Annotated in this window: 11 protein-coding genes; all 11 read left to right on the top strand. The window is 54.3% G+C overall.

Going from position 1 to position 14,411, the window contains the following annotated elements:
- Positions 1–15 precede the first annotated feature (15 nt).
- The gene (bamA, locus tag O1722_RS18980) at positions 16–2,433 is read left to right on the top strand and encodes an outer membrane protein assembly factor BamA (protein ID WP_003856172.1); all 2,418 of its coding nucleotides are present in this window, start codon (positions 16–18) and stop codon (positions 2,431–2,433) included.
- 123 nt (positions 2,434–2,556) lie between these two features.
- Positions 2,557–3,051 (top strand): molecular chaperone Skp, encoded by a 495-nt coding sequence (gene skp / locus O1722_RS18975; RefSeq protein ID WP_006810039.1) that lies wholly within the window; start codon positions 2,557–2,559, stop codon positions 3,049–3,051.
- 3 nt (positions 3,052–3,054) lie between these two features.
- A complete protein-coding gene (gene lpxD, locus O1722_RS18970) occupies positions 3,055–4,080 on the top strand; it encodes a UDP-3-O-(3-hydroxymyristoyl)glucosamine N-acyltransferase (protein WP_003856168.1) in 1,026 nt (341 codons plus the stop codon).
- 104 nt (positions 4,081–4,184) lie between these two features.
- The gene (gene fabZ / locus O1722_RS18965; protein ID WP_003856165.1) at positions 4,185–4,640 is read left to right on the top strand and encodes a 3-hydroxyacyl-ACP dehydratase FabZ; all 456 of its coding nucleotides are present in this window, start codon (positions 4,185–4,187) and stop codon (positions 4,638–4,640) included.
- Between the two features lie 3 nt (positions 4,641–4,643).
- Entirely contained in the window at positions 4,644–5,432 is a 789-nt protein-coding gene (gene lpxA, locus O1722_RS18960; RefSeq protein WP_003856164.1) for an acyl-ACP--UDP-N-acetylglucosamine O-acyltransferase, read from the top strand.
- Positions 5,432–6,580, top strand: a complete 1,149-nt coding sequence (lpxB, locus tag O1722_RS18955; protein ID WP_003856161.1) for a lipid-A-disaccharide synthase — start codon at positions 5,432–5,434, stop codon at positions 6,578–6,580. Before lpxA ends, lpxB begins: the two co-directional genes overlap by 1 nt.
- On the top strand, positions 6,577–7,173 hold the full coding sequence (gene rnhB, locus O1722_RS18950; protein ID WP_015572727.1) for a ribonuclease HII: 597 nt from the start codon (positions 6,577–6,579) through the stop codon (positions 7,171–7,173). The genes lpxB and rnhB overlap by 4 nt, the downstream gene beginning before the upstream one ends.
- A 38-nt stretch (positions 7,174–7,211) precedes the next feature.
- The gene (gene dnaE / locus O1722_RS18945; RefSeq protein ID WP_017694479.1) at positions 7,212–10,694 is read left to right on the top strand and encodes a DNA polymerase III subunit alpha; all 3,483 of its coding nucleotides are present in this window, start codon (positions 7,212–7,214) and stop codon (positions 10,692–10,694) included.
- Positions 10,695–10,706: 12 nt separating this feature from the next.
- Positions 10,707–11,666, top strand: a complete 960-nt coding sequence (gene accA / locus O1722_RS18940; protein ID WP_003856154.1) for an acetyl-CoA carboxylase carboxyl transferase subunit alpha — start codon at positions 10,707–10,709, stop codon at positions 11,664–11,666.
- 100 nt (positions 11,667–11,766) lie between these two features.
- A complete protein-coding gene (locus tag O1722_RS18935; RefSeq protein ID WP_015572729.1) occupies positions 11,767–13,899 on the top strand; it encodes a lysine decarboxylase LdcC in 2,133 nt (710 codons plus the stop codon).
- A 66-nt stretch (positions 13,900–13,965) separates the two neighbouring features.
- Positions 13,966–14,355 carry a VOC family protein gene (locus O1722_RS18930; RefSeq protein WP_033486498.1) on the top strand — a complete coding sequence of 130 codons (390 nt, stop codon included), beginning with the start codon at positions 13,966–13,968 and terminating at the stop codon, positions 14,353–14,355.
- Positions 14,356–14,411 lie beyond the last annotated feature (56 nt).

Raw genomic sequence — 14,411 nt, 5'->3', positions numbered from 1 at the left:
GAACGCATAATAACGATGGCGATGAAAAAGTTGCTCATAGCGTCGCTGCTGTTTAGCAGCGCGACCGTATACGGTGCTGACGGGTTCGTAGTGAAAGATATTCATTTCGAAGGCCTTCAGCGTGTCGCCGTTGGTGCGGCCCTCCTCAGTATGCCTGTGCGCCCCGGCGATACGGTTAATGATGAAGATATCAGTAACACCATCCGTGCTCTGTTTGCCACTGGCAACTTTGAGGATGTCCGCGTCCTGCGCGATGGTGATACGCTGGTGGTTCAGGTAAAAGAACGTCCAACGATTGCCAGCATCACTTTCTCCGGTAACAAATCGGTGAAAGATGACATGCTCAAGCAGAACCTTGAGGCATCGGGTGTTCGTGTGGGGGAATCTCTGGACCGCACAACCCTTGCAGACATTGAAAAAGGTCTGGAAGATTTCTACTACAGCGTCGGTAAATACAGCGCGAGCGTTAAAGCGGTTGTTACACCGCTGCCACGTAACCGTGTTGACCTGAAACTGGTCTTCCAGGAAGGTGTTTCTGCGAAGATCCAGCAGATCAACATCGTGGGTAACCACGCGTTCAGCACCGACGAACTGATCTCCAACTTCCAGCTGCGTGACGAAGTGCCGTGGTGGAATGTGGTAGGCGATCGTAAATACCAGAAACAGAAACTGGCGGGTGACCTTGAAACCCTGCGCAGCTACTATCTGGATCGCGGTTACGCCCGTTTCAACATCGATTCAACTCAGGTGAGTCTGACTCCGGACAAGAAAGGTATCTACATTACCGTTAACATCACAGAAGGCGATAAGTACACGCTTTCGGGTGTTGAAGTCAGCGGCAACCTGGCAGGACATTCAGCTGAAATTGAATCTCTGACCAAAATTCAGCCGGGCGATCTGTACAGCGGATCTAAAGTCACCAAAATGGAAGACAGCATTAAGAAGCTGCTCGGCCGTTATGGTTATGCGTATCCGCGTGTGCAAACGCAGCCGGAAATTAACGACACGGATAAAACCGTTAAGCTGCACGTTAACGTTGATGCGGGCAACCGCTTCTACGTGCGTAAGATCCGCTTCGAAGGTAACGATACCTCTAAAGACTCCGTTCTGCGCCGTGAAATGCGCCAGATGGAAGGGGCATGGCTGGGAAGCGATCTGGTAGATCAGGGTAAAGAGCGTCTGAACCGTCTGGGCTACTTCGAAACGGTCGATACCGATACTCAGCGTGTACCAGGTCGTCCGGATCAGGTTGATGTTGTTTATAAAGTTAAAGAACGTAATACCGGTAGCTTCAACTTCGGTATTGGTTACGGTACTGAAAGTGGCGTGAGCTTCCAGGTCGGTGTTCAGCAGGATAACTGGCTGGGTACGGGCTACTCTGTCGGTATCAACGGGACGAAAAACGACTACCAGACCTACTCTGAGTTCTCCGTTACCAACCCATACTTCACCGTTGACGGTGTAAGCCTGGGCGGTCGTATCTTCTATAACGACTTTAAAGCGGACGATGCGGACCTCTCCTCGTATACCAACAAGAGTTACGGTCTGGATGGTACGCTTGGCTTCCCGGTTAACGAATACAACACCTTGCGCGCAGGTTTAGGGTACGTGCATAACGACCTGTCCAACATGCAACCGCAGGTGGCGATGTGGCGTTACCTGGACTCCATCGGTCAGTCGGCGAGTACGTCCAGCGATGACAACGGTTTCGCCGCGGATGACTTCACCTTCAACTACGGTTGGACCTACAACCGTCTTGACCGTGGCTACTTCCCGACGGAAGGTTCACGCGTCAATCTGAACGGTAAAGTGACTATCCCGGGCTCGGATAACGAGTTCTACAAGGTCACGCTGGATACGGCGTCCTACTTCCCAATTGATGAAGATCACAAGTGGGTTGTTCTGGGTCGTACCCGTTGGGGTTATGGTGACGGTATTGGAAGCAAAGAACTGCCGTTCTATGAAAACTTCTACGCCGGTGGTTCAAGCACCGTGCGTGGCTTCCAGTCCAATAACATTGGTCCGAAAGCGGTTTATTACGGCGGTAATGACGAAGATAACTGCGCAAGCCGTGATCCTAAGCAAGTATGTAGCTCTGATGACGCAGTAGGTGGTAACGCTATGGCCGTGGCGAGCCTCGAGTTCATCACGCCTACGCCGTTTATCAGTGATAAGTATGCGAACTCCGTGCGTACCTCCTTCTTTATGGATGCAGGTACGGTGTGGGACACCAACTGGGAGAACACCGCCCAGATGCGTGCGGCGGGGGTTCCGGACTACAGCGATCCGAGCAACATTCGCATGTCCGCAGGTATCGCATTACAATGGATGTCACCGCTGGGGCCGTTGGTCTTCTCTTACGCCCAGCCGTTTAAGAAATACGATGGAGACAAAGCGGAGCAGTTCCAGTTTAACATTGGTAAAACCTGGTAATAATCCGCTGCAATGGAATGCGTTGGCAGTGTAGCGCTGACAACCGGCGATCGGTAACACGGTCGCCTTGCCACGCAAAGAACGGTACCCCTCGGGTGCCAATGGGATGGTAAGGAGTTAATTGTGAAAAAGTGGTTATTAGCTGCAGGTCTCGGTTTAGCGATGGCAACTTCTGCTCAGGCAGCGGATAAAATTGCAATCGTCAACATGGGTAATTTGTTCCAGCAGGTTGCACAGAAAACCGGTGTTTCTGCAACGCTGGAAAACGAATTCAAAGGCCGTGCGAGCGAACTGCAACGTATGGAAGGTGATCTTCAGTCCAAGATGCAGCGTCTTCAGCGTGATGGTTCTACCATGAAAGCGAGCGAGCGCAGCAAACTGGAAAAAGACGTCATGTCTCAGCGCCAGACCTTCTCTCAGAAAGCACAGGCTTTCGAGCAGGATCGTCAGCGTCGTTCTAACGAAGAGCGTGGCAAACTGGTGACGCGTATTCAGTCTGCCGTTAAAGCAGTAGCAGCCGATCAGAGCATCGATCTGGTTGTTGATGCGAACGCCGTTGCATTCAACAGCAGCGATGTTAAAGACATCACCGCTGATGTTCTGAAACAGGTTAAATAAGTAATGCCTTCAATTCGACTGGCTGATTTAGCTCAGCAGTTGGATGCAGAATTACACGGTGATGGCGATATCGTCATCACCGCTGTTGCGTCCATGCAATCTGCTAAAGCAGGCACTATTACCTTCATGGTAAGCCCTAAGTACCGTGAACACCTGGCCCAGTGCCAGGCGTCTGCCGTTGTGCTGACGCAGGACGATCTTCCGTTTGCCACTAGCGCTGCACTGGTAGTGAAAAATCCCTACCTGACCTATGCGCGCATGGCCCAAATTCTTGATACCACGCCGCAGCCGGCACAGAACATTGCAGCCAGTGCTGCGATTGATCCGACGGCTCAGCTGGGTAACAACGTATCAGTCGGCGCAAACGCCGTTATCGAATCCGGCGTTGTTTTGGGTGATAACGTGGTGATTGGCCCTGGCTGCTTTGTTGGAAAAAATACGAAAATTGGCGCAGGGACTCGTCTGTGGGCCAATGTCTCTGTCTACCATGAGGTTGAGATTGGCGAGAATTGTCTCGTTCAGTCCAGCACGGTGATTGGTTCTGACGGATTTGGTTACGCCAACGATCGGGGTAACTGGGTTAAGATCCCTCAGCTGGGTCGCGTGATTATCGGCGATCGTGTGGAGATCGGCGCTTGTACAACTATCGACCGCGGTGCGCTTGACGACACCATTATTGGTAACGGTGTTATCATAGACAACCAGTGCCAGATTGCACATAACGTTGTGATTGGCGACAATACCGCAGTTGCGGGTGGTGTTATCATGGCAGGCAGCCTGAAAATTGGCCGTTACTGCATGATTGGCGGTGCCAGCGTGATCAATGGCCATATGGAAATATGCGACAAAGTCACGGTGACGGGGATGGGTATGGTGATGCGTCCAATCACTGAGCCTGGCGTTTATTCCTCAGGTATTCCGCTGCAACCGAACAAGGTCTGGCGTAAAACAGCTGCACTGGTGATGAATATTGATGATATGAGCAAGCGACTCAAAGCGATTGAGCGCAAAATCGATCAACAAGACTAAGCGTTCATCCGTTTAACGCTAAATTTCCCGGCCTGTCGGCTTTGTTTATAAACCGGCAGGCCGTGTTATTATTGCTACTTAGTACATTTGACAGGAAGAGTATTTTGACTACTGACACTCATACTCTGCATATTGAAGAGATTTTAGAACTTCTGCCGCACCGCTATCCGTTTTTACTGGTAGACCGTGTGCTGGATTTTGAAGAAGGTCGTTTTCTGCGCGCAGTGAAAAATGTCTCCGTTAACGAGCCGTTCTTCCAGGGGCACTTCCCTGGTAAGCCTATCTTCCCGGGTGTATTGATCCTGGAAGCGATGGCACAGGCTACCGGTATTCTGGCGTTTAAAAGCGTAGGTAAACTGGAACCGGGTGAACTCTATTACTTCGCGGGTATCGATGAAGCGCGCTTCAAGCGTCCGGTCGTGCCTGGTGATCAAATGATCATGGAAGTCACTTTTGAAAAAACGCGTCGCGGCCTGACTCGCTTCAAAGGCGTAGCTATGGTTGACGGCAAAGTTGTTTGCGAAGCGACAATGATGTGTGCGCGTAGCCGGGAGGCCTGATACGTGATTGATAAATCCGCCTTTATTCATCCTACCGCCATTGTGGAAACGGGTGCCATCATTGGTGCCAATGTCCACATTGGCCCGTTTTGTATTGTTGGACCCCATGTCGAAATTGGTGAGGGTACAGTACTGAAATCTCACGTTGTCGTGAATGGTCATACCACCATTGGCTGCAACAATGAGATCTATCAGTTCGCCTCCATCGGCGAAGTTAACCAGGATCTCAAGTATGCTGGCGAACCGACCCGCGTGGAAATCGGCGATCGTAACCGCATTCGCGAAAGCGTCACCATTCATCGTGGTACAACGCAAGGCGGTGGATTGACGAAGGTGGGCAGCGACAACCTGTTTATGGTTAATGCGCATATTGCGCACGACTGTACCGTGGGTAGCCGCTGTATTCTCGCCAACAACGCAACGCTGGCGGGACACGTATCGGTTGATGATTTCGCCATTATTGGCGGCATGACCGCAGTCCATCAGTTCTGCATCATTGGTGCACACGTGATGGTCGGCGGATGCTCCGGTGTGGCGCAGGATGTCCCACCGTTTGTGATTGCGCAGGGCAACCATGCCACGCCGTTTGGCGTGAACATCGAAGGTCTCAAGCGTCGTGGTTTTAGTCGCGAAGCGATTACTGCCATCCGCAACGCGTACAAACTGCTGTACCGTAGCGGTAAAACGCTGGAAGAGGCTAAGCCGGAAATTGCCGAGCTGGCGAATAAGCACCCTGAAGTGAAAACGTTCATGGAATTCTTTGAACGTTCAACCCGTGGTCTGATTCGTTAATGGTCGACAGTCGTCCGCTTACCATCGCCCTGGTCGCCGGAGAAACCTCCGGCGATATTCTTGGTGCAGGTCTTATCCGCGCGCTTAAAGCCCGTGTACCCAATGCCCGCTTTGTGGGCGTGGCTGGGCCGCTGATGCAGGCCGAAGGCTGTGAAGCCTGGTATGAAATGGAAGAGCTGGCTGTGATGGGCATCGTCGAGGTGTTGGGGCGCTTGCGTCGCCTGCTGCATATTCGCGCCGACCTTACCCGCCGCTTTACCGACCTTAAGCCCGATGTATTTGTCGGCATTGATGCGCCTGATTTCAATATTACCCTTGAAGGGAACCTGAAAAAGCAGGGGATCAAAACTATCCATTACGTCAGTCCGTCCGTATGGGCGTGGCGACAGAAACGCGTTTTCAAAATCGGACGATCCACTAATCTGGTGCTGGCTTTTCTGCCTTTCGAAAAAGCGTTTTACGACAGATTTAATGTCCCGTGCCGTTTTATCGGTCATACCATGGCGGATGCCATGCCGCTGGATCCGGATAAAAACGCGGCGCGTGACGAACTGGGCATCCCGCATGATGTGCACTGTCTGGCGCTGCTGCCAGGGAGCCGGGGTGCGGAAGTTGAAATGCTCAGTGCCGATTTCCTGAAAACGGCGCAAATTCTTCGCAAGACTTATCCCGATCTTGAAGTGGTCGTGCCGCTGGTGAATGCCAAACGCCGCGAGCAGTTTGAGCGTATCAAAGCCGACGTCGCCCCGGATCTTCACGTCCGCCTGCTGGACGGAAAAGGGCGGCAAGCCATGTTTGCGAGTGATGCCGCACTACTGGCTTCCGGCACGGCTGCGCTGGAGTGTATGCTGGCAAAATGCCCAATGGTGGTCGGTTATCGCATGAAGCCGTTTACCTTCTGGCTGGCAAAACGTCTGGTAAAAACAGATTACGTATCCCTGCCAAACCTGCTTGCGGGTCGCGAACTGGTGAAAGAGCTCTTGCAGGATGAATGCCAGCCGCAGGCACTGGCTGATGCATTACTGCCGCTGCTGGCCAACGGTAAAACCAGCCACCAGATGCATGATACCTTCCGTGAACTGCATCAACTGATCCGCTGTAATGCTGATGAGCAGGCGGCCGATGCGGTGCTGGAGTTAGCACAATGATGGAATTTATTTATCCCCATACCCACCTCGTTGCAGGTGTGGATGAAGTCGGTCGTGGCCCGTTAGTGGGTGCCGTTGTGACCGCGGCGGTGATCCTCGATCCAGCCCGCCCGATCGTTGGCCTGAACGACTCGAAAAAACTGAGTGAAAAGCGTCGCCTGGCGCTGTTCGATGAAATTAAAGAAAAGGCACTGGCCTGGAGTCTCGGGCGCGCAGAGCCGGATGAGATCGACGATCTGAACATTCTGCACGCCACCATGCTGGCGATGCAGCGTGCCGTTGCTGGCCTGAAGATTGTGCCTGAGTATGTGCTGATCGACGGTAACCGTTGCCCGGCGCTGCCGATGCCTTCCATGGCTGTTGTTAAAGGCGATAGCCGCGTCGCAGAAATCAGTGCGGCGTCAATCATTGCCAAAGTGACGCGCGATGCCGAAATGGCCGCGCTGGACCTCACTTATCCCGCGTATGGTTTCGCCCAGCACAAGGGATATCCAACGGCTTTCCATCTGGAAAAGCTGGCTGAACATGGCGCAACTGAACATCATCGGCGCAGCTTTGGCCCGGTGAAACGCGCGCTTGGACTGGTGTCCTGAATCAAGACGCAAGCAATTAAGTAACGCGGGATCTGAAGATGGCTGAACCACGTTTCGTACACCTGCGGGTGCATAGCGACTACTCCATGATCGATGGGCTGGCAAAGACCGGGCCGCTGGTAAAAAAGGCGGCCTCGCTTGGCATGCCTGCGCTGGCGATCACCGATTTTACCAACCTGTGTGGCCTGGTGAAGTTCTACGGAACGGCGCATGGCGCAGGATTAAAGCCCATCGTCGGCGCGGATTTTCATGTGCAGAGCGACCTGCTCGGCGATGAGATGACGCAAATTTCCGTGTTAGCCATGAATAACACGGGTTATCAGAACCTCACTCTGCTGATCTCAAAAGCCTACCAGCGCGGTTACGGCGCACTGGGTCCATGGATTGACCGCGACTGGCTGGCGGAGCTGAACGAAGGTTTGCTGCTGATCTCCGGTGGCCGTATGGGAGATGTCGGCAAATGTCTGCTACGCGGTAATAACGCGCTGGTGGATCAGTGCGTCTCGTTCTACGAAGAGTATTTCCCGGATCGTTATTACCTGGAGCTGATCCGTACCGGGCGTGCGGATGAAGAGAGCTACCTGCATGCGGCCGTCGCCCTGGCGGAAGCGCGTGGCCTGCCTGTGGTGGCCACCAACGATGTGCGCTTCCTTGAGGCGGGTGATTTTGACGCGCATGAAATTCGCGTCGCCATCCACGACGGCTTCACCCTCGACGATCCGAAACGTCCGCGCAACTACTCATCGCAGCAGTACATGCGCAGCGAAGAGGAGATGTGTGAGCTCTTCTCGGACATCCCGGAAGCGCTGGAAAACAGCGTAGAGATTGCCAAGCGCTGTAACGTCACCGTGCGTCTCGGCGAATACTTCCTGCCGCAGTTCCCGACGGGCGACATGACCACCGAAGATTTCCTGGTCATGAAATCGAAAGAGGGTCTGGAAGAGCGTCTGGAATTCCTCTTCCCGGATGAAGCGGTCCGTAAAGAGAAGCGTCCTGAATATGACGAGCGCCTGGATATTGAACTCCAGGTGATCAACCAGATGGGGTTCCCAGGCTACTTCCTGATCGTGATGGAGTTCATCCAGTGGTCGAAAGATAACGGCGTGCCGGTAGGTCCGGGCCGTGGTTCTGGTGCCGGCTCGCTGGTGGCGTATGCCCTGAAAATCACCGATCTCGATCCGCTGGAATTTGACCTGCTGTTCGAACGTTTCCTCAACCCGGAACGTGTCTCCATGCCCGACTTTGACGTCGACTTCTGCATGGAAAAACGCGACCAGGTGATTGAGCACGTGGCCGATATGTACGGTCGTGATGCGGTTTCGCAGATCATCACCTTCGGTACGATGGCCGCGAAAGCGGTTATCCGCGACGTGGGCCGCGTTCTGGGCCACCCGTACGGTTTTGTCGATCGTATCTCTAAGCTGGTGCCGCCCGATCCGGGCATGACGCTGGCGAAAGCCTTTGAAGCTGAACCTCAGCTGCCGGAAATCTACGAAGCCGACGAAGAGGTCAAAGCGCTGATCGACATGGCGCGCAAGCTGGAAGGCGTCACGCGTAACGCCGGTAAGCATGCGGGGGGTGTGGTTATCGCCCCGACCAAAATCACCGACTTTGCGCCGCTGTACTGCGACGAAGCGGGTCAGCATCCGGTCACCCAGTTCGACAAGAACGACGTAGAATACGCCGGGCTGGTGAAGTTCGACTTCCTCGGTCTGCGTACGCTGACCATCATCAACTGGGCGCTGGAGATGATCAACGCCCGTCGCGAGAAGAACGGCGAGCCTCCGCTGGATATCGCGGCTATCCCGCTTGATGACAAGAAAAGTTTCGACATGCTGCAACGCTCGGAGACGACAGCCGTCTTCCAGCTTGAATCCCGCGGCATGAAAGATTTGATTAAGCGTCTGCAACCAGACTGCTTCGAAGATATGATCGCGCTGGTGGCCCTGTTCCGTCCGGGGCCGTTGCAGTCGGGGATGGTAGATAACTTTATCGACCGTAAACACGGGCGCGAAGAGATTTCCTACCCGGACGTGCAGTGGCAGCATGAAAGCCTGAAACCGGTACTGGAGCCAACCTATGGCATCATCTTGTATCAGGAACAGGTCATGCAGATCGCCCAGGTGCTTTCTGGTTATACCCTTGGCGGCGCAGACATGCTGCGTCGTGCGATGGGTAAGAAAAAGCCGGAAGAGATGGCCAAGCAACGTTCCATCTTTGAGGATGGGGCGAAGAAAAACGGCGTCGATGGCGAACTGGCGATGAAAATCTTCGACCTGGTGGAGAAATTCGCCGGGTACGGATTTAACAAATCCCACTCCGCCGCCTATGCTTTGGTTTCGTATCAAACGCTGTGGCTGAAGGCTCACTATCCCGCTGAGTTTATGGCGGCGGTAATGACCGCCGATATGGACAACACCGAGAAGGTGGTTGGCCTGGTGGACGAGTGCTGGCGCATGGGGCTGAAGATCCTGCCGCCGGATATTAACTCTGGCCTGTACCATTTCCACGTTAACGATGACGGGGAAATCGTCTATGGGATCGGCGCGATCAAGGGCGTGGGTGAGGGGCCGATCGAGGCGATCATCGAAGCGCGTAACAACGGCGGCTATTTCCGCGAGCTGTTCGATCTGTGCGCCCGCACCGATACCAAAAAACTGAACCGCCGCGTGCTGGAAAAACTGATCATGTCCGGCGCGTTTGACCGGCTGGGGCCACACCGCGCCGCGCTGATGAACTCGCTCGGCGATGCGCTGAAAGCAGCCGATCAGCACGCGAAAGCGGAAGCCATTGGCCAGGCTGATATGTTCGGCGTGCTGGCGGAAGAGCCAGAGCAGATTGAGCAGTCTTATTCCAACTGCCAGCCCTGGCCAGAACAGGTGGTGCTGGATGGGGAGCGTGAGACGTTAGGCCTGTACCTGACGGGGCACCCGATCAACCAGTATCTGAAAGAAATTGAGCGCTATGTCGGCGGCCACAGGCTTAAAGACATGCATCCGACAGAACGTGGTAAAATCACCACGGCTGCGGGGCTCGTGATTGCTGCAAGGGTAATGGTCACCAAGCGCGGCAATCGTATCGGCATCTGTACCCTGGATGACCGTTCCGGGCGTCTGGAGGTGATGTTGTTCACCGACGCGCTGGATAAATACCAGCAATTGCTGGAAAAAGACCGCATACTTATCGTCAGCGGACAGGTCAGCTTTGATGACTTCAGCGGGGGGCTTAAAATGACCGCCCGCGAAGTGATGGACATTGACGAAGCCCGGGAAAAATATGCTCGCGGGCTTGCTATCTCGCTGACGGACAGGCAAATTGATGACCAGCTTTTAAACCGACTCCGTCAGTCTCTGGAACCCCACCGCTCGGGGACCATTCCAGTACATCTCTACTATCAGAGGGCGGATGCACGTGCGCGGTTGCGCTTTGGTGCAACGTGGCGTGTCTCTCCGAGCGATCGTTTACTGAACGATCTCCGTGGCCTCATTGGTTCGGAGCAGGTGGAACTGGAGTTTGACTAATACAGGAATACTATGAGTCTGAATTTCCTTGATTTCGAACAGCCGATTGCAGAGCTGGAAGCGAAAATCGATTCTCTGACAGCCGTGAGCCGTCAGGATGAAAAACTGGATATTAACATCGACGAAGAAGTGCATCGTCTGCGCGAAAAAAGCGTAGAACTGACGCGCAAAATCTTTGCCGATCTCGGCGCATGGCAGATCGCCCAGCTGGCGCGTCATCCACAGCGTCCGTACACCCTGGATTATGTCCGCCTGGCGTTTGACGAATTTGACGAACTGGCAGGCGACCGCGCATACGCTGACGATAAAGCTATCGTCGGCGGTATCGCGCGTCTGGATGGACGTCCGGTGATGATTATTGGTCATCAGAAAGGCCGTGAAACCAAAGAGAAAATCCGTCGTAACTTCGGTATGCCAGCGCCAGAAGGCTACCGTAAGGCCCTGCGTCTGATGGAGATGGCTGAGCGTTTCAATATGCCTATCATCACCTTCATCGACACGCCGGGTGCTTACCCGGGTGTTGGCGCTGAAGAGCGCGGTCAGTCTGAAGCCATCGCACGCAACCTGCGTGAGATGTCTCGCCTGAAAGTGCCGGTCATCTGTACCGTTATCGGTGAAGGTGGGTCCGGCGGTGCGCTGGCAATTGGCGTGGGCGATAAAGTGAATATGCTACAGTACAGTACCTATTCCGTTATCTCTCCGGAAGGCTGTGCCTCCATTCTGTGGAAAAGTGCCGATAAAGCGCCGCTGGCTGCTGAAGCGATGGGCATCATTGCCCCACGTCTGAAAGAGCTGAAGCTGATCGACACCGTTATCCCTGAACCGCTGGGCGGCGCGCACCGTAAGCCGGAAGTGATGGCTGCTTCCCTGAAAGCGCAGCTGCTGGCAGATCTGGCGGACCTGGACGTGCTGAGCACAGAAGATCTGCTCAACCGTCGTTATCAGCGTCTGATGACCTACGGTTACGCGTAAACCTCACAATTATCCTAAAAGCCGCACATTGTTGCGGCTTTTTTTATACCTGCCGTTTACCTTAACTATGCTTATCTGATGTTTTTCAAGGAGGTAAACCATGAACATCATTGCCATCATGGGGCCACACGGCGTCTTTTATAAAGACGAACCCATCAAGGAGCTGGAGCAAGCCCTTAAAGCACGCGGATACCAGCTGATCTGGCCGCAAAACAGCGCCGACCTGCTGAAATTTATCGAACACAATCCGCGCATCTGTGGCGTGATATTCGACTGGGACGAATACGACATGGAGTTGTGCAGCGATATCAATAAGCTCAACGAATATCTTCCGCTGTACGCGTTTATCAACACTCACTCGACCATGGACGTGAGCGCGCATGATATGCGTATGGCGCTGTGGTTCTTCGAATACTCACTCGGCGTTGCCGAGGACATTGCGACCCGCATTCAGCAGTACACCGGTGAATACCTCGATAACATCACACCGCCGTTCACGCGCGCGCTGTTCACCTATGTGAATGAAGGGAAGTACACCTTCTGTACGCCAGGCCACATGGCGGGAACAGCCTATCAAAAAAGCCCGGTGGGATGTCTGTTCTACGATTTCTTTGGCGGTAACACGCTGAAGGCGGATGTGTCGATTTCGGTCACCGAGTTAGGCTCTCTGCTGGATCATACCGGCCCGCATCTGGAAGCCGAAGAGTACATCGCCCGGACCTTTGGCGCCGAGCAAAGCTACATGGTGACCAACGGTACCTCAACCTCGAACAAAATCGTCGGGATGTACGCCGCGCCTGCCGGCAGTACGCTGCTGATTGACCGCAACTGCCATAAATCACTGGCGCATTTGCTGATGATGAGCGACGTGGTGCCGCTCTGGCTGTCGCCTACGCGTAATGCGCTGGGTATTCTCGGCGGCATTCCTCGCCGTGAATTCGCGCATGAAGCCATTGAAAATAAGATCGCGGCGATCCCCGAGGCAAGCTGGCCTGTGCACGCGGTGATCACCAACTCCACCTATGACGGGCTGCTTTACAACACGAACTGGATCAAGCAGACGCTCGACGTGCCGTCGATCCACTTTGACTCCGCGTGGGTGCCTTACACCAATTTCCACCCGATTTACTCGGGTAAAAGTGGGATGAGCGGCGAGCGGGTGCCGGGCAAGGTGTTCTTCGAAACGCAGTCGACGCACAAAATGCTGGCCGCGTTTTCCCAGGCGTCTCTTATTCACATCAAGGGCGAGTACGACGAGGACACCTTCAACGAAGCCTTTATGATGCACACGACCACGTCGCCGAGCTACCCGCTGGTGGCGTCCATCGAAACGGCGGCGGCGATGCTGCGCGGTAATCCGGGTAAACGCCTGATCAATCGTTCGGTGGAACGGGCGCTGCATTTCCGAAAAGAGGTTCAGCGACTTAAAGATGAAGCGGACGGCTGGTTCTTTGATATCTGGCAGCCGGAAGAGATTGATGAGGCAGAATGCTGGCCCGTCGCGCCGGGGGAGAGCTGGCACGGTTTTCGGGATGCCGATGCGGACCACATGTTCCTCGATCCGGTTAAGGTGACGATCCTGACGCCGGGCATGGATGAGCAGGGCGTGATGGGTGAGGAAGGGATCCCGGCTGCGCTGGTGGCGAAGTTCCTTGATGAGCGCGGCGTGGTGGTGGAGAAAACCGGCCCCTATAATTTGCTGTTCCTGTTCAGCATCGGGATCGATAAAACCCGCGCGATGGGGCTGTTGCGCGGACTGATGGAGTTTAAGCGCGCATATGATCTGAACCTGCGGGTAAAGAATATGCTGCCGGATCTCTACGCGGAAGATCCTGACTTCTATCGCAATATGCGTATTCAGGATCTGGCCCAGGGGATCCACAGGCTGATCCGCCAGCACGATCTGCCGCGCCTGATGTTGCAGGCATTTGATGTTCTGCCTGAAATGAAGCTGACGCCGCACAGGGCGTGGCAACGCCAGGTGAAAGGGGAGGTTGAAACCGTTGAGCTGGAGAATCTGGTCGGGCGGGTATCGGCCAACATGATCCTGCCTTATCCGCCGGGCGTGCCGCTGCTGATGCCGGGTGAAATGATCACCGAGGAGAGCCGGGCGGTGCTCGATTTCCTGCTGATGCTCTGTTCGGTAGGGCGCCACTATCCGGGCTTTGAAACGGACATTCATGGCGCGAAACGCGATGATAACGGCGTGTACTGGGTGAGAGTCCTAAAATAAAAGGGTCTGCTTGCCAGGGGCGGGTTGTCGGTTGTAACGTTCAGAGCATCATAAAAAGGAGAAACTATGCTGGGTTTAAAAGCGGTTCATCATATTGCGATCATTGCCACCGATTACGCGAAAAGTAAGGCATTCTACTGCGACGTTCTCGGCTTTACGCTGTTGAGCGAGGCTTACCGTGAGGAGCGCGACTCCTGGAAAGGCGATCTGGCGTTAAACGGACAATATGTGATTGAACTGTTCTCTTTTCCTTTCCCGCCAGCGCGTCCTTCACGCCCGGAAGCCTGCGGCCTGCGCCACCTGGCCTTCAGCGTCGATGACCTGGACAGCGCGGTAAAACATCTGGATGCCCACGGCGTGGCCTGCGAAGCGATTCGTGTCGATCCCTTTACCGATAAACGTTTCACTTTTTTCAACGATCCGGACGGCCTGCCGCTGGAGCTTTACCAGCAGTAATCGCCGTCATGTGTGATAATGCCCGTTCAGTTCGGGCATTTTTTATGTGTAATTTC

Source organism: Enterobacter cloacae complex sp. HYC003_NIDB, assembly GCF_056673375.1.
Note: the sequence above shows the minus strand (reverse complement) of the source record. Positions and strands in the feature narration are given on the sequence as shown.